The sequence below is a fragment of the Streptomyces sp. NBC_00988 genome (genome assembly GCF_045162645.1).
GTDB lineage: Bacteria > Actinomycetota > Actinomycetes > Streptomycetales > Streptomycetaceae > Streptomyces.
The window spans coordinates 4,024,871-4,043,495 of sequence record NZ_CP108730.1 but is presented as its reverse complement, the minus strand read 5'-3'; the positions used below and the strand labels follow the sequence as shown (position 1 = coordinate 4,043,495).

Genomic DNA, 18,625 nt, shown 5'->3' with positions numbered 1-18,625 from the left:
CGCCTCAGGGCGACCGACGTCAGGGGCGCGGGGCACCCGCACTCACCCACCCAGCGAAAGCATCACGAACGCAGCCGTAGCCGCGGTCTCCGCAAGCCCCCCGAACACGTCCCCGGTGACCCCGCCGAACCGCCGCCGACAGTGCCGCAGAAGAATCTCAGCGACGACCAGCGCCACGACGAACGCGCGGGCGACCCCGTACACCCCGAGAGCCAACCCGCACACCTCCGCCACGGCGACGATGCCCACCGCCACCCCCAGCGCACCCGCGACCGGAACCACGCCCGCGACCGCCGCCCCCAACCCCTCCGGCCGAGCCGCAGGCACTCCCGCCCGCGCGGCCAGGGTCAGCGCGAGTCGAGCCGCGACCCCCGAGGCGACGGCCGCGACCGCACCCCGGGTCCACGAGTCGCCGTAGAGCTGAGAGAGCGCGGCCACCTGAGCCAGAAGCACGAAGACAAGGGCGAGCACCCCGAACGGCCCGATGTCCGACTGCTTCATGATCCGCAGCGCGTCCTCGGCGGGTTTCCCGCTGCCAAGCCCATCAGCGGTGTCCGCAAGCCCGTCCAGATGCAGCCCCCGGGTAAGAACGGCAGGCACGGCAACGCTGGCAACGGCGGCAAGCAGCGGACCCGCGCCCAGGAACAGAAACAGCAGCCCGAGCCCAGCCGCACACCCCCCGACGACCACTCCCACGACCGGCGCCACCAGCATCCCGGCGCGTGCGGCATCCCGATCCCAGCGGGTCACCCCGACCGGGAGAACAGTCAGCGTGCCGAACGCGAAACGGAGGCCGTCAAGGGGCGAGGTCTTGGACACCGGCGCAGATTACCCGGCGGTCAGCAGGGCGCCTCCCGCGGCCGTGGCTAAAGTGCCCATATGGGACATTGGCTGCACCGCAACATCGTCGAGCCGGGCAAACTACCCCTGCTCCTCGCGCTCACCGCCTTCGTCCTGACCTTCCTCATCACCCGGGTCATCACCCGCCTGATCCGCGCCGGCAAGGGCCCCTTCGGCAACATCAAGGCCGGCGACGTGCACATCCACCACGTCGTCCCGGGCGTGGTCCTCACCGTGATCGGCGGCTTCGGCGCGGTGGCCAGTACCCGCTACGGCGTCGGATCGGCGCTCTTCGCGATCGTCTTCGGCATGGGCGCGGGCCTGGTGCTGGACGAGTTCGCGCTGATCCTCTACCTCGACGACGTGTACTGGACCGAGGCGGGCCGCAAGAGCGTCGAGGCGGTGGTGCTCACGGCAGCCCTGGTCGGCTTCGTCCTCGCCGGTTTCTCGCCCTTCGGTGTCAACGACCTCACCGCCGCCGAACTCCACGACCGCGCCGGCGTGATCGTGAGCGTCGCGGTCAACTTCCTCTTCTCGCTCATCGCCCTGAGCAAGGGCAAGGCCCGTACGGCGGTCTTCGGCGTCCTCGTCCCGCTGGTCGCCGTCGTCGGCGCGGTCCGCCTGGCCCGCCCGGGTTCCCCGTGGGCCAAGCGCTTCTACCGCAACCGCCGCCACCGGGCCCGAGCCCGTTCCACCCTCCGCGCCTACCACCACGACCGCCGCTGGGCGGGCCCGCGCCGCGCGGTCCAGGACTGGCTCGGGGGGAAACCGGATCCGGAGCCGGTCCGGATTCCCGGTCGGCCCTGAGGAGGGGGATCGTCGGAAGGGTCCCTGGCGCAGCCTGGCGACCTCACCGTGACCGCGGGTCCGCCCCCGCCCAGAACCCACCCCTCCGATGCCGCAGTGCCGAAGCCAGACACAGCAACCCCACCGCGATGATCGCCGCCAGATGTTCCTTGCCCGCGAGGTTGCCCTTCAGCATCACCTCGATCGCCATCGCCGCGGTGACCGCGAGAGCGGTGACGTACGCGCCGTAGCGCCACGCGACGAACACCGCGAGGCCGACCACGGCGGCCGAGGGACCCGTGTCCACGACCAGCCGGTCCGTGCCGGGCAGCCCGAAGGGGTTGTCGAAGCCGAGCCAGATGCCCAGCCGCGCGTACAACGTGCCGGCGAGCGTCGCGGCGTAGGCGATGACCAGGGTGCGCCAGCGGCCGAGGCAGATCTCCGCGATGCCGAACACGAAGAGGATCTGGGCGAGGGCGCCCCACACGGGGAGGTCCAGCGCAGGCACGAAGAGGGAGAGCGGGGTGCGGAGGAGGGCCAGCCACAGGGGGTCCACGGCCCGTACCCCGCCCGTGTCCTGCACGAACTGGTAGCCCCAGGACTGGTTCTGCACGAACTGCAGCACCGCGGTCAGCAGCACTATCCCGATGGTCATCGGGATCGCCCGCCAGTGCCGCTTCAGGAGCGGCTCGCGCACGGTGACGTAGAGCAGTCCCCATTCGGCGCGGGCCCAGCGGGCGAGGCGGTTCATCTGTGCGTCTCCAGGTGCTTGCGGTGCAGCCACTTCGGCAGGCCCGGCGCCTCCAGGAACCCCTCCGCGCGCGCCGCCGCGAGGCCGATGCGCAGCAGGTCCGCGCTCTTCTCGAAGAGCAGGAACCGGGGTTCCCAGATGGGCCGGTACTTGGCGTTGGCGCGGTACAGCGACTCGATCTGCCACCAGCGCGAGAAGAAGCTGAGGAGTGACCTCCACAGCCGCAGCACCGGCCCGGCACCGATCCGCGCCCCCCTTTCGAAGACCGAGCGGAACATGGCGAAGTTGAGCGATACCTGGGTGATCCCGATCTCCTGGGCGCGGCGCAGGAGTTCGATCACCATGAACTCCATCAGCCCGTTGTCGGAGTCGCGATCCCGGCGCATCAGGTCGAGCGAGAGCCCGTGCGGGCCCCACGGCACGAAGGACAGCACCGCCCTCAACTCACCGTCCCCGTCGGTGCATTCGAGCATCACGCACCGCCCGTCGTCCGGATCCCCGAGCCGCCCGAGCGCCATGCTGAACCCGCGCTCGGTGGCCCCGTCCCGCCAGTCGTCGGCGCGCTTCAGCAGATACGCCATCTCCTCGGCCGGGATGTCCTCGTGCCGCCGGATCCGCACGGTGTACCCGGCCCGCTTCACCCGGTTGTAGGCCTGCCGTACGGTCCGCATGGCGCGTCCTTCGAGGGTGAACTCGGCCACCTCGACGAGGGCTTCGTCCCCGAGTTCGAGGGCGTCGAGGCCGTGCCGCGCGTAGACGGTGCCCGCTTCCTCGCTCGCGCCCATGACGGCCGGAATCCACCCGTGAACCCGTGCCTCCGCGAGCCAGGGCTCGATCGCGCCGGGCCACGCCTCCGGGTCGCCGATCGGGTCGCCGGAGGCCAGCGACACCCCGCCCACGACCCGGTACGCGACGGCCGCCTTGCCGGTCGGCGACCACACCACGCTCTTCTCCCGGCGCAGCGCGAAGTACCCGAGCGAGTCCCGCTCGCCCTGCCGCTCAAGGAGCGCCCGCAGCTTCTTCTCGTCGTCCTCGGTGAGCGGGTCGACGGCACGCCGGGAGCGGAACGCGGCGTAGAACACGGCGAGGACCAGGACCGTGCTGAGCACGTTGATGACGACGTTGACCCAGTTCGGGGTCCAGATGCCGGGGAAGCGATTCTCCGGCGCGGCGATGGACACCAGCCGGAACGCGCCGTAGCGCCAGCGTTCCACGAACGTCGAACGGGACGCGTCGTGCGCCTGGTTGGTGACCGTCACCAGCAGCGCGGCCAGCAGCGAGGCGGCCAGGGTGCCGCCGACGGCGACGACGGCGGCCAGCCGGGGGTTGGACCGGTCGCCCTTCGCGTAGAACTCCCGCCGCCCCACCACCAGCGCGGCGACGAACGCGGCGGTCAGTACCAGGGAGATCCAGTTCTGCGGGTACTGGCGGATCTCCTGGAACGACATGGCGAACCCGAACAGCGCGAGGAACAGCCCGCTGACCACCAGGTTCAGGATCCACGCGGCGCGTTTGCGGCGCCGCATGGTGATGGCGAGGAACGCCGTGAACACCCCGGACGCGAAGCCGGCCGTCAGCAGATACGGCGTGAAGAAGTTCTCCTGGTTGTGCCGTCGTACGTCCTGCCCCAGCGAAACCCACGCCGCGCTGAGGAAGTTGATGAACGCGACGGCCCGCAGATACCAGACGGCGAAGGCCGCGGCCCGCCGCGAGGCGCCTGAGCTATGACGTTCCTGAACGGGCCCGACCCGGACATCTCCCATGAAGGAGGATCATATGGGCGTTGTCGCGACGAACGGTTCTTATCCGCCGCCGCAACGATCACGCCCCGGTCACTCCTCGGTCTCCACGCCCCTGGCCGACCGACTTACCGACCCCGGCCGGCTGCCGTGCGTCGGCCAGGGGCCGCACGTCGGACGGGTTCCAGGCCTCGGCCGGGGCGTCGGCCTTCACCGGGCACGCGTCCGCTTCTGGGCTCGCGTCCGCTCCCGGCCTACTCCGGCTGCGCGGGCTTCTCCGGCTCCGCAGCCGTCACGGACTTTTCGGAAGGCGTCGTGTCCTGGGCTTTCTCGGGGCCCACGGCCGCTTCCGGGGCGTCGGCATCCTTCTCCGCCGTTTCGGGCGCCACGGAAGGCTCCGCCGTCACCGCCGAGTCTTCCGGTTCGGCCGCCGTCACCGCCTCTGCCTCCACCGGCTCCTCCAACTCCTCCGGCTTCAGCGGGAGTTCGGCCGCCAGTGCCGCTGCGGCCTGCACCAGCGGCAGTGCGAGCAGCGCGCCCGCGCCCTCGCCGACGGTCACGCCGTGGTCGAGGAGCGGCTCCAGGGCCATCCGGTCCAGCGCCTTCGCCTGGCCCGGCTCGCCGCTGTTCTGCCCGGCGAGCCACCAGTCCGGCGCCCGGAAGGCGACCCGCTGGCCCACCAGCGCGCACGCGGCGGCGACAACGCCGTCCAGGATCACCGGCAGCTTCCGTACGGCACTCTGCAGCAGGAACCCGGTCATCGCGGCGAGGTCGGCGCCGCCCACCGTCGCGAGCAGCTGCAACTGATCGCCCAGCACGGGCCGGGCCCGCCGCAGCGCGTCCCGGATCGCCGCGCACTTGCGCATCCACGCGAGGTCGTCGATCGCGAGGCCGCCCCGCCCGGTGACGACGGACGCGTCGGTCCCGCACAGCGCCGCGATCAGCACGGAGGCAGGCGTCGTACCGCCGACGCTCACATCGCCGAGGACCACCAGATCCGTACCGGAGTCGGCCTCCTCGTTCGCTACGGCGACCCCCGCCTCGAACGCGGCCGTCGCCTCCTCCAGCGTCAGCGCGTCCTCGATGTCGATACGCCCGCTGCCCCGCCGTACGCGGTGCTTCACGACCGCGTCCGGCAGCGAGCCGGGATCGCAGTCCAGGCCCATGTCCACGATCCGCACCGGCACCCCGAGCCGTCGCGCGAGCACCGCCGCCGGGCTGCCGCCCTCCAGCACCGACCGCACCAACTCCCCGGCGCTGCCCGCGGGCCGGGCCGACACACCGAGTTCGGCGACCCCGTGGTCGCCCGCGAACAACACCGCACGCGGCCGTTCGACCGGCCGCACCGGCACGGCGCCCTGCGCCGCCGCCAGCCACTCACCCAGGTCGTCGAGTCGCCCCAGCGACCCGGGCGGCACGATCTGACGTTCGCGGCGCGCCTCCGCGTCACGGCGCACACCGCCGTCGGGGCGCTCGATCAGATCGGTGAAGTCGTCGAGATTAAGCGAGCTCATTCGCCGAACAGTACCGGCAGCGATCGAACGCGACAGCGCCACATGGCCACCACGCGCCCCGGACGTCCTTGCCCTCAAGATCTAGATCCCGTACGTATCGCTTTGCACCGTTTTGTCGTACGTCTCCGGGAGCCGCCCATGAACAGCCTGCGCACCCGCGTCAGCACGCGCGTCAGCACCCTCGACGCGCGCCGCCGCCACCGCGCGCTGGCCCGCGCGATCCTCCGGCTCCTCCCCGAACCGGAGAGCTGGCTCGACGTCGGCACCGGCGACGCCCACTTCCCGGAAACGGCGAAGGCCCTCTTCCCGTACACCTCCTTCGACGGCCTCGACCCCACCCCCCGAGTCGTCCGCGCCCGCGCCGCCGAACGCATCGAGGAGGCCTACGCCGGCCACCTCACGGACCCGCACATCACGACCGCCCTCCAGTCCCGCTACGACGTCGTGAGCCTCCTGCGCGACCGCTCACCGGCCTCCGACCCCGACGCCGAACTCCGCGCCGCCCTCACGGTCCTGCGCCCCGGCGGCCTCCTCCTCCTGGAAGGCCGCCCGGACGACCTCCGCACCCAACTGGAGCCCCACAGCTGCGAGTTGGTCACCGAACACCGGGGCTTCCAGGACCGGCTCCCGCCCCCGCAACGCCTGATCGCCCGCAGAAAACAGCAGCTCCAGAAACAGCGGCCCTAGCCGCGCAAGGCGAGCGCCTGCCCCGCCACCACCAGCAACACGTGCTCGCACTCACCGGCGATCGCGGCGTTCAACCGCCCGAGTTCGTCCCGGTACCGGCGCCCGGACGCGGTCGCCGGCACGATCCCCGAGCCGACCTCGTTGGACACGGCGACCAGGGTCCGCCGCGTGGCACGCACGGCAGCGGTCAACTCCCGTACCCGCTCCCGGAGTTGCTTCTCCCCGCCGTCCCCCCACTCCGTGTCGTCCCACGCCCCCGCGGAGTCCATGGCGTCCGTCAGCCACAGCGACAGACAGTCGATGAGCAACGGCGGCCCGTCCTCGGCGAGCAACGGCACCAGGTCGCACGTCTCCGCCGTACGCCACGACCCCGGCCGCCGCTCCCGGTGCGTCGAGACCCGGGAGGCCCACTCGGTGTCCCCGTTGCGCGAGCCGCCGGTCGCGACGTACAGCACGTCCGGGAAGGCCTCCAGCCGCCGCTCCGCCTCGACCGACTTCCCGGACCGCGCCCCGCCCAGCACCAGCGTCCGCCGCGGCACATCGGGTACGTCCTCGTACACCCCCACGGTCAACGTCGTCCCGTCCGGCACGGCACGCGCCCCCACGGCGGCCAGCCGCCGCGCCAACTCGGCCCCCGGCGCCACATCGTGATCGAGATGGACGGCGATGACGTCGGTCGCGGGCCCCATCGCCCCGACGGCACGCAGCTTGGCCAGCGCATCCGGCCGCCCCACGACATCGGCGAGCACCATGTCGTACGACGGCACGGCCCCCTCCTCCAGCCCGGCCGGCGCACCCCCCGGCGGCAGATACAGCATCCGCTGCCCGTCGGGCCCGGTGACGGCGTACCCGGTACCGGGCCCGTCCATCGCCACCGCCCGCACTCGATGCCCCGTCAACAACGCCAGCTCCCGCCCGTCCGGCACGCGCCCCGGCTGCGGCAGCCCCGCCGGCACCTCCACAGCGGGCCCGTCATGCGGATGCGACAACAACACCTGCCGCACCCCGCCGAGCGAATGCCCGGCCCGAGCCGCGGCGAAGGCGGCCCCGGGCGTCAGATCGAGCAACAGCGTCCCGTCCACGAGCACGGCGGTAGCAGCCCGCGCATCGACCCCGAGCGACACGGCACAGGCCGCGCAGGGGCAATCGAGGCGGGGAAGCCCCGCGGGAGCACCGGTGCCGAGCAGAGTGAGTTCCACGGATCGATTTTCACCGCTCACCAATGAACATGCCCATCCTGGACCCCCAAGGGGCACGGGGCTGTGACATTCGCGGCTCCGCCGCGGGGCGCGCCCAGCCCCCACCGGACCCGCACCCGACCGGAATATCCGCAGCTCACCCCCCACTGACCCAGCGGAGCGAATAGGCTGCTCAGCAGAAGCCGGACCAAGATCCGGCTTCTGCTCTGCATGCGCTGAGACCTTGGAGGCGTACATGGCGGCATGGATCTGGCGGTTCGAGAAGTCCGACGGGACCGAGGTCGAACCGGCGGTACAGCCGGAGGAGTTCACCACACAGGGCGACGCGGAGTCCTGGCTCGGCGAGATCTGGAAGGAACTCGTCGCAGGCGGCGCGGACCAGGTGTTCCTTTTCGAGGACGGCACACAGATCTACGGGCCGATGAGCCTGCACGCCGAGGACGCGTAGCCCGTCGTGGGCCAAAGAGGTCGGGGGCGGCCGGAGAAACACCGGCCGCCCCCACCTCGTTCCTGAACTGAACTGAGCCGGGCTACTGCTCGCCCAGCGTCACATCGACCTTCTTCGACGCCCCGTTCCGCGAGTACGTCACCGTCGTCTTCTGCCCCGGCTTGTCGGCGGCCAGCGCCTCCGACAGCGAGGTGATCGTGGTGATGCCCGTGTCACCGAGCCGCGTGATGATGTCCCCGGCCCGGATGCCGGCCTCGGCGGCGGCCCCACCGCTCTTCACCTCGACCACGGCGACCCCGGCGGCCTGGTAACTGTCGTCGACGACCGTGCGGGCGGTGATCCCGAGCGCGGCCCGCCCCGAGTCGGTGACCTTGCCGTCCTTGACGATCTGGTCGGCGACCGTCTTCACCATCGAGGACGGGATCGCGAACCCGATACCGGGCGCGGCACCGCCCCCGAAGCTCGGGTCGGTCGCGGCGAGGGTCGGGATGCCGACGACCTGCCCGTTCAGATCGACGAGCGCGCCCCCGCTGTTGCCGGGGTTGATCGCGGCCGAGGTCTGCACCATGTTGGCGATGGTCGCGCCCGTACCGCCCCCGGTGCTGCCCTCGCTGACGGTCCGTCCGGTCGCCGACACGATGCCCTGTGTCACGCTGGACGACAGTCCCAGCGGCGAACCCATGGCGAGGACGATCTGCCCCACCTGGACCTTGGAGGAGTCCGCGAAGGTCGCCGCCTTCAGCCCGTCCGGCACCTTGTCCAGCTTGACGACGGCCAGGTCCTGCGCGGGATACGAGTACACGAGCTTGGCGGTGAGCACGTCCTCGCTGTTCGCGGTGGTCACCTTGAAGGTCTTCTCGTCCCCGACGACGTGCGCGTTGGTGACGATGTGCCCCTGGTCGTCGTACACGACCCCCGACCCCAGATCACTGCTGGCCTGGATCTGCACGACCGACGGCAGGACCTCCTTGATCACCTTCAGGTAGTCGCTCTGCAGGTCGTCACCGGACATCGGTACGGCGGCCTCGGCGGCCTGCGTGGTCGAGCCGTCCTTCTTCGAGGAGGCCGACGAGGACGACGCGGCCCCGGAGTCGGAACATCCGGCGACCAGCGCGAGCGAACAGGCGAGACCGGCGAGGAGAGCGACCGGCCGCAGGGCACGGGTACGAGTACGGGTAGGGGAGGAGTCCATACCGCGAGTGTCTCTTTGGGGTGAATATCCGGCTTGTACTGCTGACCCGAACGGGCCCCTAGGGGGAGGGGCGCGCTCAGCCCCGCACGCCGCACAGATGCAGCAGCGCGGCCACCGCCCGGTACGGATCGGTCCGCCCGGCCCGCTCCTCGGCGGCCAGCAGCGGCTCGACGTCCGCCGGGATCTCGGCCCCTTCCGGAGCCGTGTCGGTGAAGACCCGCACGCCGTACCAGGACTGCAGCGGCGCCCCGATCCCCGCCAGCGTCGCCGTCAGGGTGTCCAGCCGGTCCGCCCGCGCGTCGACACCGAGCCGGTTGCGGTACGCGGCCGAGTCGAACGCGGCCGCCGTGGACGCCCAGTCCCAGGACAGCCCGGGCCGCATCGCCAGCGCGTCGGCGTTCCGCACGAGCAGCGACAGCAGCCCGCCCGGCGCGAGCATCCGCGCGAGACCCGCGAGCAGCGGATCGGGCTCGGACACGTACATGAGTACGCCATGACAGAGCACGACGTCGAAACTGCCCGGCAGGAAGTGCACGCCCGTGTCCCGGCCGTCGCCCTCGATGATCCGCACCCGCTCCCGGATGCCCTCGGGCTCGCCGGACAGCGCCTCACGGGCCGCGGCGACCATCTTCGGTTCCTGTTCGAGCCCGGTCACCTGATGCCCGGCCCGGGCCAGCCGCAGCGCCTGCGTGCCCTGGCCCATCCCGACGTCGAGCACCCGCAACCGCTGTCCGACCGGATACCGGCCGGCTATCTGCTCGTCGAGCTGCCGGGCCACCAGCTCCTGCCGTACGACATTCCGCAGCCCGCCCAGCCTGCTCAGCCAGGCGTCCGCCGTGCCCCCGGTGAAGGAGTCCGCGCTCAGGGCCGCTCTCCGCGCTTGACCTGCGGCTTCGGCAGCCGGAGTCGACGCATCTGGAGGGAGCGCATCATGGAGTACCAGACCGTGCCCTTCGTGTTCTGGCCCGGGAAGCGCTCGGCGAGCAGCTTGCGCAGCCGGAACACGCTCCAGAAGGAGTCGACCACGATCAGCACGATCACCACGAGCCACAGCAGCAGCGCGATGTTCTGCAACGCGGGGACCTGCACCACGCTGAGCACGAGGATCACCACGGCCAGCGGCAGGAAGAACTCGGCGATGTTGATGCGCGAGTCGATGTAGTCACGCCCGAACTTGCGGATCGGACCCCTGTCACGGAGGGGCAGATCCCGCTCGTTGCCACGGCCGGACAGCGCCTGGCGCTGCCTCTCCATCTGCGTGCGCCGCTCGTCGCGCTGGCGCTTGGAGGCGTCCTTGCGCGTCGTCGAGGTGTTGGCGACGCTGCGGCGCTGAGTCTGTGACTCACTGCGCTTGGGCGTGGGCCGACCCTTCGGGGCCTGAGGGTCTCGGGGCATTGTGGAGTCGGTCAGCGACACCTTGTCGGTGGACGCTGCCTTCTCTTCCTTGGCGCGGCTACGGAACACAAAACCCAAGGGTAAGGGGTGAATGGGGTTGGACCCCAGCCCTGTGGGGAACGATCCGGCAACACCGCTCGTCTGTAGGGGGACAGAGAAGGACGTCATGAGCGGGTCCTACCAGGGGAGCACCTACTCCTTACGCCGGATCAGGACCGCGGTCAGTCGTCCTTGGGGATGAGCGCATCCGTCCCCGAACAGTGCGGTAATGGATGCAGGGCCCGTACTGTGGGTTCTGTTGCAGTCGCTGGAGCTGGAGTCCGTCAGAAGGGGGCGCGCGAAGCCCATGAGCGGTGTCATGAAGCGTATGGGGATGATCTTCCGCGCGAAGGCGAACAAGGCCCTTGACCGGGCCGAGGACCCGCGCGAAACCCTCGATTACTCGTACCAGAAGCAGCTGGAGCTGCTTCAGAAGGTGCGCCGGGGAGTGGCCGACGTCGCCACCTCCCGCAAGCGTCTGGAGCTCCAGCTCAACCAGCTGCAGTCGCAGTCCTCGAAGCTGGAGGACCAGGGCCGCAAGGCGCTCGCCCTCGGCCGCGAGGACCTGGCCCGCGAGGCGCTCTCGCGCCGCGCGGCGCTCCAGCAGCAGGTGACGGACCTGGAGACGCAGCACACGACTCTCCAGGGCGAGGAGGAGAAGCTCACCCTCGCGGCCCAGCGCCTCCAGGCCAAGGTGGACGCCTTCCGTACGAAGAAGGAGACCATCAAGGCCACGTACACGGCGGCCCAGGCACAGACCCGGATCGGCGAGGCCTTCAGCGGCATCTCCGAGGAGATGGGCGACGTCGGCCTGGCGATCCAGCGTGCCGAGGACAAGACCCAGCAGCTCCAGGCCCGCGCGGGCGCGATCGACGAGCTCCTCGCCTCCGGCGCCCTGGACGACCCGACCGGCATGGCCAAGGACGACATCCAGGCCGAGCTGGAACGCCTGTCCGGTGGTACGGATGTAGAGCTGGAACTCCAGCGCATGAAGGCGGAGCTGGCCGGCGGTTCGTCCGCTTCACAGCAGGCGATCGAAGGCGGCACCGACAAGGCGCAGCCCCAGCAGCCGCAGGACACCCCGCGTTTCGACAAGCAGTAGGCCCACGCCTGAGGAGGGCGACATGATCGTACGGATCATGGGGGAGGGGCAGGTGAGGCTGGCCGACAGCCACCTCACCGAGCTGAACAAGTTGGACAACGTCCTCCTCACGGAGGTCCAGAGCGGCGACGTCCCAGCCTTCCGCCAAACCCTCCAGGCCCTCCTGGCAAAGGTCCGAGAACTGGGCGAGCCCTTGCCGGACGACTCCCTGGAACCGTCCGAGCTGATCCTCCCGGCCGAGGACGCAACCCTGGAGGAGGTCCGGGACCTGCTGAGCGACGACGGCTTGATCCCGGGGTAGTTCCGGGGCAGCGTTCGGAGAGGCGGCACTTTTCAGCGCGGGCCGGCAAACCCAGCCGGTCTGGCGTCTGCTGACGAGGCGGAGCCGTCCCAAGCCCCCACCCACCTGCTGGGGGCGGCGCTTGGAGGGGCCGCACTTTTCAGCGCAGGTCGGCCATTTCAGTTGGTCCGGCGTCTCCGGACGAGGCGGCACCTTCCCAGCACAGGCCCGCGTTTTCAGCCCGTCCGGCGTTTGAGGACGAGGCCGTTCAGGCCGAAGCGGGGTCTGGGGGGCGCAGCCCCCGGCTGCGCCCACCCCAACACCCCGCACAGGCACAGCGAACGTACAGCTGACCCCCGTTCCGCCCCCGGCAGGGACCCCGTACCGTTGCCAGAATGAGCACCTTGGACCGCGCCCGCTGCCAAGCGAACGCGCACCCCTCCGCCTTGGACGCGGCCCTCGCCGCCGCGGTGCTCGTCTGCATGGTCGCCGGATCCTTCGTCGACCCCCACGGGGACAACGGGGTGAGCTGGGGCCTCCGCACCCCCGCCCCCCTCAGCCTGATCCTCATGGCGGTCGGCGCCGCCGCGCTGGTCAAACGCCGCCGCGCCCCCATGCTGGTGCTCGCCGTCACCTCCACCGCGTCCCTCATCGAGAGCGTCACCAGTGACCCGCGCGCCCCGGTCGCGATGTCGGCGGTGGTCGCCCTGTTCACCGTCGCCGTCACCACCGACCGCTCGACGACCTGGCGTGTCGCCCTGCTCACGATGACCGTGCTGACCGGCGCCGCGATGCTCGGTGGCCCCCTCCCGTGGTACGCCCAGGAGAACCTCGGCATCTTCGCCTGGACCGGCATGGCCGCCGCCGCCGGCGACGCCGTACGCAGCCGTAAGGAATTCGTGCACGCCATACGCGAGCGCGCCGAACGGGCCGAACGCACCCGCGAGGAGGAGGCCCGCCGCCGGGTCGCCGAGGAACGGCTCCGCATCGCCCGCGACCTGCACGACGTGGTCGCGCACCACATCGCCCTGGTCAACGTCCAGGCCGGAGTCGCCGCGCACGTCATGGACAAGCGGCCGGACCAGGCCAAGGAGGCCCTCGCGCACGTACGCGAGGCGAGCCGGTCCGCGCTCAACGAACTCCGCGCCACCGTCGGCCTGTTGCGCCAGTCCGGCGACCCCGAGGCACCCACCGAACCGGCCCCGGGACTCGACCGCCTGGAAGAACTCGCGGGCACCTTCCGCAGCGCCGGCCTCCAGGTCGAGGTCGCCCGCGCCGACAACGGCACCACCCTCCCCGCAGCCGTCGACCTGGCCGCCTACCGCGTCATCCAGGAAGCCCTCACCAACGTGCAGAAACACGCCGGCACGGAGGCGAAGGCGGAGGTCAGTGTCGTCCGCGTCGGCCCGAACGTGGAGGTCACCGTCCTCGACAACGGCTCCGGCGAGGACCACGACCCCGACTCCGGCGGCGGCCACGGCCTGCTCGGCATGCGCGAGCGCGTCACCGCCCTGCGCGGCACCCTCACCACCGGTCCCCGGTACGGAGGCGGCTTCCGCGTGCATGCGATCCTGCCGGTCAAGACCCGCCCACGCGCCTCGGGGGACCCCGTATGACGACGATCCGTGTCCTGCTCGCCGACGACCAGGCCCTGCTGCGCAGCGCCTTCCGCGTACTCGTCGACTCGGAGCCCGACATGGAGGTCGTAGGAGAGGCCTCGGACGGCGCTCAGGCCGTACGGCTGGCGAAGGAGGAGCGGGCCGACGTCGTGCTGATGGACATCCGGATGCCCGGCACGGACGGCCTCGCCGCGACCCGCATGATCAGCGCGGACCCGTCCCTGGCCCACGTCCGCGTGGTCATACTGACGACCTTCGAGGTCGACGACTACGTGGTCCAGTCCCTGCGCGCGGGCGCGTCCGGCTTCCTCGGCAAGGGCTCGGAACCGGAGGAACTCCTCAGCGCGATCAGGGTCGCGGCGGCCGGAGAAGCACTGCTCTCCCCCGTGGCGACCAAGGGCCTGATCGCCCGCTTCCTCGCCCAGGGCGGCGACCTCGACGACGACCGAGACCCCGCCCGAGCCGAACGCCTCGACGCCCTCACCGTCCGCGAACGCGAGGTCCTCGTCCAGGTCGCCGGCGGCCTCTCGAACGACGAGATCGCCGAACGCCTGGAGGTCAGCCCCCTGACGGTGAAGACCCACGTCAACCGCGCCATGTCCAAACTCGGCGCCCGCGACCGGGCCCAACTCGTCGTCATCGCCTACGAGTCGGGCCTGGTCCGGCCGCGGGTGGAATAGCCCGGCCGGCCTACGGCAGCGCCAGCATCCGCTCCAGCGCCAGCTTGGCGAACGTCTCCGTCTCCTTGTCCACCTCGATGCGGTTGACCAGGTTGCCCTCGGCGAGGGACTCCAGGGTCCAGACCAGGTGGGGGAGGTCGATGCGGTTCATCGTCGAGCAGAAGCAGACCGTCTTGTCGAGGAAGACGATCTCCTTGCCCTCGGGGGCGAAACGGTTCGCGAGCCGTCGTACGAGATTCAGCTCGGTGCCGATGGCCCACTTGGAACCGGCCGGGGCCGCCTCAAGTGCCTTGATGATGTACTCAGTTGAGCCGACGTAGTCCGCCGCGCTCACGACCTCGTGCTTGCACTCGGGGTGCACGAGGACGTTGACGCCGGGGATGCGGGCGCGGACGTCCTCGACGGACTCCAGCGAGAAGCGGCCGTGCACCGAGCAGTGGCCGCGCCACAGGATCATCTTCGCGGCCCTCAACTGCTCAACGGTGAGGCCCCCGTTGGGCTTGTGCGGGTTGTAGAGCACGCAGTCGTCGAGGCTCAGGCCAAGGTCGCGGACGGCCGTGTTGCGGCCCAGGTGCTGGTCGGGCAGGAACAGGACCTTCTCGCCCTGCTCGAAGGCCCACTCAAGGGCCCGCTCGGCGTTCGACGAGGTGCAGATCGTGCCGCCGTGTTTGCCCGTGAACGCCTTGATGTCGGCGGACGAGTTCATGTACGACACGGGCACGACCTGCTCGGCTATGCCGGCCTCGGTCAGCACGTCCCAGCACTCGGCGACCTGCTCGGCGGTGGCCATGTCGGCCATCGAGCAGCCGGCGGCGAGATCGGGGAGGACGACCTTCTGGTCGTCGCCGGTCAGGATGTCCGCGGACTCCGCCATGAAGTGCACACCGCAGAACACGATGTACTCGGCCTCCGGGCGCGCGGCCGCGTCCCGGGCCAGCTTGAAGGAGTCGCCCGTGACGTCGGCGAACTGGATGACCTCGTCGCGCTGGTAGTGGTGGCCGAGCACGAAGACCTTGTCGCCGAGCTTCTCCTTGGCCGCGCGGGCCCGCTCGACCAGGTCCGGGTCGGACGGCGAGGGCAGGTCGCCGGGGCACTCGACGCCGCGCTCGCTCGTCGGGTCGGCCTCGCGGCCGAGCAGGAGCAGGGCGAGGGGCGTCGGCTGAACGTCGAGCTCCTGGGTCTGGGCGGTGGTCACGACACGCACCCTTTCTGTTCTGACGGACAAGCCTTTTCGTCGAATTGACGTTATCTATCATAACCGCTTCACGTCAGTTTGACGATGGCCATAGCGTCGATGTGACATCAATCCCGGGACGCACTCAGGACGCACTCAGTGAGGGACCTTGCGGGTGTGTGCGAGCATGGAAGAGAGAGCAGAAGAGGTACAGGCGAAAAGAACGCCGCCCGGCCCGGAATGAATCCGCGGCCACGCCGGTTGAAATGTCGGCAAGCAGTCTCCGTACAACCCGGGAGAGATGTAGATGTCCGTATCGGACGAGACCAGCACCGTCACCGACGGCATCCTTCTGTCCGACGCCGCCGCGGCGAAGGTCAAGGCCCTGCTCGACCAGGAAGGCCGTGAGGATCTGGCCCTGCGTGTCGCCGTCCAGCCCGGCGGCTGCTCCGGCCTGCGTTACCAGCTCTTCTTCGACGAGCGCTCCCTCGACGGCGATGTCGTCAAGGACTTCGGCGGTGTCAAGGTCGTCACCGACCGCATGAGCGCCCCGTACCTGGGCGGCGCCTCCATCGACTTCGTCGACACCATCGAGAAGCAGGGCTTCACGATCGACAACCCGAACGCGACGGGCTCCTGCGCCTGCGGCGACTCGTTCAGCTAAGCCCGGTTCAAGCCCCACAGGGGGCAACTGAGCAGAACGAAGGCGGCGGCCCCCTCCGACAGGGCCGCCGCCTTCGGGCTTTTCCGGTGCCCATGGCCTTCGGGCTTTTCGGTGCCCTCGCGGTCGTGGCTACCGGGCCAGTGAGGGTCCCGCCCCCACCTCGACCTTCTTCTCCACGGGGATCTTCGTGCCGTCCGGTCCCACGACGGACCTGTCACCGACCGGCGCCTTCAACTGCACGGTCTGGTGGTAGATCTTGGCGATCATGACGCAGATCTTGTTCGGCCAGGGCGTGTCCGTGACCGTGACCGTGATCTTGTCCGAAGTCTCCACGGCCGACGCCTTGTAGTCCGCGCACACCCCGCCGGTGAAGGCCACGGTGAGGCTCTTCCCGTCGGCCGTGTAACCGTCCGCCTTGATGTCGTGCGGCGCCGCGGTGGACGTCGAACTCGCCGTAGGGGTAGGCGTGTCGGCCGAGGTCAGATACTTCGGGTCGATCGCCGGATACGTCACGGTGAAACTGTCCTGCCCGCTCGCCTCCCGCGCCTCGAAGAGCCAGGACGGCACCAGCGTCTGCCGCCCGTCCACGGAGTGCACGGCGAGCCCGAACACCGCGTGCTCGACGGTGGTCGAGGCTTGTGTCGGCGTAGCGGACGAGGCGGTCGACGACCCGCAGGGCGCCTCCAGCCGGTCCTTCAGCGGTACGGGGCTGGCGCAACCGCCGATGCCCATGCGGTGGTCGGTCTTCGGCGCCGCGTTCATCAGGTCCAGCGTCTTCCGCGCACTCAGCACGGGATAGACGTCACCCTTCATGGGCGCCGCCAACTCACCGCTCCCGCCTACCACTTCACCCTGGGCGCTGACGGTCAGCCCGGTGGTCCACCCGTGGGTGGGCAGCCCGCCGATGACCGGCTCGGCGTTCACGACCCGCTGCGCGCCCATGAGTTGGCTCGCGTCGACCTTCGCGTCGTCCTGGCCGACGGCCTTGAGGATCGGGGCGGCGGCCTTCACGGCCACGTCCGCGCTCACCGGGTCGGTGGCCGAAGTGCCGGGATCGTGCGTGCACTTGAGGGTGCCGCCGGTGCAGTCGTCGGTGCCGGGTGCGTAGCGGTTGAACGTCCACATGCCCGGCGCCGCCTTGTTCACCTGGAGGCTCGGCCCGGTACCGTCCTGCCCGCCCACCTTCCAGAGCTGCCCCTCGGCGACCGGCGTCCCCACGACCCCGAGCGCCTTCGCGAGCCGGCTCACCGCGTCCTTGCCGACCTCGCCCTCCGGCGCGTAGACGGCGGCGGAGGGCGGCCCGTCGGGCAGACTCCCCACGGCCCGGTACGTCTCCCCGTACGGATTCGGCTCCCCGGACGCGATCCCACTCGTACCGCCCGACGAGTACCCGTCGAGCGCGAGCGGCGGCGGAGTCCCGTCGGCGCCGGACGCCGCGGACCCCGTACCTTCCCCCGAACCCCCGGAAGCGGACGAGGACGACGCGAGATACGCCCCGCCCCCTCCGACGAGCAGCACGGCGGCGGCCACGGAGGCGATGACGAGGGGCGACCGGGGTCGCGCCGGGCGCCTGTCGTCGGTTTCGGGGGAGTGCTCGTGCAGCGAGAGTTCGGTGTCGTCGGCGGAGGCGGGCTGCTCCGGGTGGGTGGCCTCGGGGGGCGTGGGGTCGGTGACTTCCGGTCCGTCCGCCTCGGCGTCGCCGGATGCCGCGAGCCCGGTCTCCTTCGGCCGATCGGCTTCCGCGTCAGACTCCGGCGGCTCGCCGTCTTCCGAGCGGCCGGTTTCTACGCCGGATGCCGTGGACCCCGTCTCGTCCGGCCGACCGTGACCGGCCTCGGCACCGGACGCCGTAGAACCAGCCGTCTCCCCGCCGGCCCCGGTGCCGTCGACCTCGGGCCCCTTCTCGGAGCCGTTCGCGGCGTCCCCCACGCCCCGCACGTCACCGGACGTGCCGGTCGTGTCGTCGTTGTCGGGTCGCTCGGTGTTCACCGCATCGCTCCTTCGGCTGCGCAACTGTCCCTTGACCCTGACCCGGCCCTGTCAAAGGGGCAGGCGGAAAGGTCGTATCCCGCATCCCCTTTACGGGGGACAGCGATGGGACGCAGCGGGGGAGCGCACGGTTCCCCCGAGCGCGCCGATCCTGCTGAATGACTCCGCTCAGTCGCCGTACTCCGACATGCCGTCCAGCAGGCGGGCCGACTTCGACGGCACGGTCACCCCGTGGATGAGCGACGGGGACACCGGGAGGGCGACGATCCGGTCGGGAACCGTCCAGTGGGGAGCCATCCGCGCGCAGTCGCCGCGCAGCGACGCGAGGTCGGCCTCGCCCTCGCCTTCGAGGTGGACCGGAACGTGAACCGGAACGGGGCCGTCGACCTTGAGGTTTGCCATAGCGGCACCGTAGGCACGCTTGACCTCGCGAAGAAAGATCTACTATCGGGTAGTTTTGGCCGCTTCAGAGGCGCCGCGCGGACCGGGTAGCGTGAAGTGTCAACGCAGCCTCCCTCAGGAGAGTC

General features: G+C 70.7%; 19 protein-coding genes. 8 read left to right on the top strand and 11 right to left on the bottom strand.

What is annotated here, in order from left to right:
* Window positions 1–42: 42 nt before the first annotated feature.
* Entirely contained in the window at window positions 43–819 is a 777-nt protein-coding gene (locus OG496_RS18360; protein WP_405971604.1) for an adenosylcobinamide-GDP ribazoletransferase, read from the bottom strand.
* 60 nt (window positions 820–879) lie between these two features.
* Here OG496_RS18360 and OG496_RS18355 point away from each other — a divergent pair, with 60 nt between their 5' ends.
* The gene (locus tag OG496_RS18355; RefSeq protein WP_405971603.1) at window positions 880–1,647 is read left to right on the top strand and encodes a hypothetical protein; all 768 of its coding nucleotides are present in this window, start codon (window positions 880–882) and stop codon (window positions 1,645–1,647) included.
* Window positions 1,648–1,690: 43 nt separating this feature from the next.
* On the opposite strand, the gene OG496_RS18350 is transcribed toward OG496_RS18355, so the two are convergent.
* The 3 genes from OG496_RS18350 to cobT all read right to left on the bottom strand — a co-directional run bounded on the left by OG496_RS18350 (window position 1,691) and on the right by cobT (window position 5,630).
* Window positions 1,691–2,377, bottom strand: coding sequence for a hypothetical protein (locus OG496_RS18350; protein ID WP_405971602.1), 687 nt, complete (start codon window positions 2,375–2,377; stop codon window positions 1,691–1,693).
* A complete protein-coding gene (locus tag OG496_RS18345) occupies window positions 2,374–4,140 on the bottom strand; it encodes a phosphatidylglycerol lysyltransferase domain-containing protein (protein ID WP_399394637.1) in 1,767 nt (588 codons plus the stop codon). The genes OG496_RS18350 and OG496_RS18345 overlap by 4 nt, the downstream gene beginning before the upstream one ends.
* 230 nt (window positions 4,141–4,370) lie before the next feature.
* Window positions 4,371–5,630, bottom strand: coding sequence for a nicotinate-nucleotide--dimethylbenzimidazole phosphoribosyltransferase (gene cobT, locus OG496_RS18340; protein ID WP_405971601.1), 1,260 nt, complete (start codon window positions 5,628–5,630; stop codon window positions 4,371–4,373).
* Window positions 5,631–5,768: 138 nt separating this feature from the next.
* Here cobT and OG496_RS18335 point away from each other — a divergent pair, with 138 nt between their 5' ends.
* On the top strand, window positions 5,769–6,317 hold the full coding sequence (locus tag OG496_RS18335) for a methyltransferase domain-containing protein (RefSeq protein WP_405971600.1): 549 nt from the start codon (window positions 5,769–5,771) through the stop codon (window positions 6,315–6,317).
* Here the strand turns inward: OG496_RS18335 and OG496_RS18330 are convergent.
* Window positions 6,314–7,516, bottom strand: coding sequence for a bifunctional adenosylcobinamide kinase/adenosylcobinamide-phosphate guanylyltransferase (locus OG496_RS18330; protein WP_405971599.1), 1,203 nt, complete (start codon window positions 7,514–7,516; stop codon window positions 6,314–6,316). The genes OG496_RS18335 and OG496_RS18330 overlap by 4 nt on opposite strands.
* A gap of 235 nt (window positions 7,517–7,751) precedes the next feature.
* On the opposite strand from OG496_RS18330, the gene OG496_RS18325 reads away from it, so the two are divergent.
* On the top strand, window positions 7,752–7,964 hold the full coding sequence (locus OG496_RS18325) for a hypothetical protein (protein WP_366493954.1): 213 nt from the start codon (window positions 7,752–7,754) through the stop codon (window positions 7,962–7,964).
* Window positions 7,965–8,046: 82 nt separating this feature from the next.
* On the opposite strand, the gene OG496_RS18320 is transcribed toward OG496_RS18325, so the two are convergent.
* From OG496_RS18320 to OG496_RS18310, 3 genes are all read right to left on the bottom strand, one after another.
* A complete protein-coding gene (locus OG496_RS18320; RefSeq protein ID WP_405971598.1) occupies window positions 8,047–9,156 on the bottom strand; it encodes a S1C family serine protease in 1,110 nt (369 codons plus the stop codon).
* A gap of 76 nt (window positions 9,157–9,232) precedes the next feature.
* Complete coding sequence (locus OG496_RS18315; protein WP_366493957.1) at window positions 9,233–9,934, bottom strand: class I SAM-dependent methyltransferase; 702 nt, start codon at window positions 9,932–9,934, stop codon at window positions 9,233–9,235.
* A gap of 83 nt (window positions 9,935–10,017) precedes the next feature.
* On the bottom strand, window positions 10,018–10,719 hold the full coding sequence (locus OG496_RS18310; protein WP_366493958.1) for a DUF3043 domain-containing protein: 702 nt from the start codon (window positions 10,717–10,719) through the stop codon (window positions 10,018–10,020).
* 178 nt (window positions 10,720–10,897) lie between these two features.
* Between OG496_RS18310 and OG496_RS18305 the strand changes: the two genes are divergently transcribed.
* The 4 genes from OG496_RS18305 (at window position 10,898) to OG496_RS18290 (ending at window position 14,271) form a co-directional block, all read left to right on the top strand.
* Window positions 10,898–11,692 carry a PspA/IM30 family protein gene (locus OG496_RS18305; RefSeq protein ID WP_266767872.1) on the top strand — a complete coding sequence of 265 codons (795 nt, stop codon included), beginning with the start codon at window positions 10,898–10,900 and terminating at the stop codon, window positions 11,690–11,692.
* 22 nt (window positions 11,693–11,714) lie between these two features.
* Window positions 11,715–11,993, top strand: a complete 279-nt coding sequence (locus OG496_RS18300; protein ID WP_399394628.1) for a PspA-associated protein PspAA — start codon at window positions 11,715–11,717, stop codon at window positions 11,991–11,993.
* Between the two features lie 374 nt (window positions 11,994–12,367).
* The gene (locus tag OG496_RS18295) at window positions 12,368–13,588 is read left to right on the top strand and encodes a sensor histidine kinase (RefSeq protein ID WP_366493960.1); all 1,221 of its coding nucleotides are present in this window, start codon (window positions 12,368–12,370) and stop codon (window positions 13,586–13,588) included.
* A complete protein-coding gene (locus OG496_RS18290; protein WP_366493961.1) occupies window positions 13,585–14,271 on the top strand; it encodes a response regulator transcription factor in 687 nt (228 codons plus the stop codon). The genes OG496_RS18295 and OG496_RS18290 overlap by 4 nt, the downstream gene beginning before the upstream one ends.
* 10 nt (window positions 14,272–14,281) lie before the next feature.
* On the opposite strand, the gene nadA is transcribed toward OG496_RS18290, so the two are convergent.
* On the bottom strand, window positions 14,282–15,466 hold the full coding sequence (gene nadA, locus OG496_RS18285) for a quinolinate synthase NadA (RefSeq protein WP_405971597.1): 1,185 nt from the start codon (window positions 15,464–15,466) through the stop codon (window positions 14,282–14,284).
* Between the two features lie 286 nt (window positions 15,467–15,752).
* Between nadA and OG496_RS18280 the strand changes: the two genes are divergently transcribed.
* Window positions 15,753–16,109, top strand: a complete 357-nt coding sequence (locus OG496_RS18280; protein WP_019065032.1) for an iron-sulfur cluster assembly accessory protein — start codon at window positions 15,753–15,755, stop codon at window positions 16,107–16,109.
* A 129-nt stretch (window positions 16,110–16,238) separates the two neighbouring features.
* On the opposite strand, the gene OG496_RS18275 is transcribed toward OG496_RS18280, so the two are convergent.
* Together OG496_RS18275 and OG496_RS18270 are read right to left on the bottom strand one after the other, a co-directional pair.
* Window positions 16,239–18,098: a hypothetical protein gene (locus tag OG496_RS18275; RefSeq protein ID WP_405971596.1), complete on the bottom strand. Its 1,860-nt coding sequence runs from the start codon at window positions 18,096–18,098 to the stop codon at window positions 16,239–16,241.
* Window positions 18,099–18,266: 168 nt separating this feature from the next.
* Window positions 18,267–18,500: a hypothetical protein gene (locus OG496_RS18270; protein ID WP_399394623.1), complete on the bottom strand. Its 234-nt coding sequence runs from the start codon at window positions 18,498–18,500 to the stop codon at window positions 18,267–18,269.
* Between the last annotated feature and the right edge of the window lie 125 nt (window positions 18,501–18,625).

Bases quoted from the DNA above. Each gene is read 5' to 3' on its own strand.
- OG496_RS18355 (WP_405971603.1), top strand. From the start codon at position 880: ATGGGACATTGGCTGCACCGCAACATCGTCGAGCCGGGCAAACTACCC.
- OG496_RS18350 (WP_405971602.1), bottom strand. From the start codon at position 2,377: ATGAACCGCCTCGCCCGCTGGGCCCGCGCCGAATGGGGACTGCTCTAC.
- OG496_RS18345 (WP_399394637.1), bottom strand. From the start codon at position 4,140: ATGGGAGATGTCCGGGTCGGGCCCGTTCAGGAACGTCATAGCTCAGGC.
- cobT (WP_405971601.1), bottom strand. From the start codon at position 5,630: ATGAGCTCGCTTAATCTCGACGACTTCACCGATCTGATCGAGCGCCCC.
- OG496_RS18335 (WP_405971600.1), top strand. From the start codon at position 5,769: ATGAACAGCCTGCGCACCCGCGTCAGCACGCGCGTCAGCACCCTCGAC.
- OG496_RS18325 (WP_366493954.1), top strand. From the start codon at position 7,752: ATGGCGGCATGGATCTGGCGGTTCGAGAAGTCCGACGGGACCGAGGTC.
- OG496_RS18320 (WP_405971598.1), bottom strand. From the start codon at position 9,156: ATGGACTCCTCCCCTACCCGTACTCGTACCCGTGCCCTGCGGCCGGTC.
- OG496_RS18310 (WP_366493958.1), bottom strand. From the start codon at position 10,719: ATGACGTCCTTCTCTGTCCCCCTACAGACGAGCGGTGTTGCCGGATCG.
- OG496_RS18305 (WP_266767872.1), top strand. From the start codon at position 10,898: ATGAGCGGTGTCATGAAGCGTATGGGGATGATCTTCCGCGCGAAGGCG.
- OG496_RS18300 (WP_399394628.1), top strand. From the start codon at position 11,715: ATGATCGTACGGATCATGGGGGAGGGGCAGGTGAGGCTGGCCGACAGC.
- OG496_RS18295 (WP_366493960.1), top strand. From the start codon at position 12,368: ATGAGCACCTTGGACCGCGCCCGCTGCCAAGCGAACGCGCACCCCTCC.
- OG496_RS18290 (WP_366493961.1), top strand. From the start codon at position 13,585: ATGACGACGATCCGTGTCCTGCTCGCCGACGACCAGGCCCTGCTGCGC.
- OG496_RS18280 (WP_019065032.1), top strand. From the start codon at position 15,753: ATGTCCGTATCGGACGAGACCAGCACCGTCACCGACGGCATCCTTCTG.
- OG496_RS18270 (WP_399394623.1), bottom strand. From the start codon at position 18,500: ATGGCAAACCTCAAGGTCGACGGCCCCGTTCCGGTTCACGTTCCGGTC.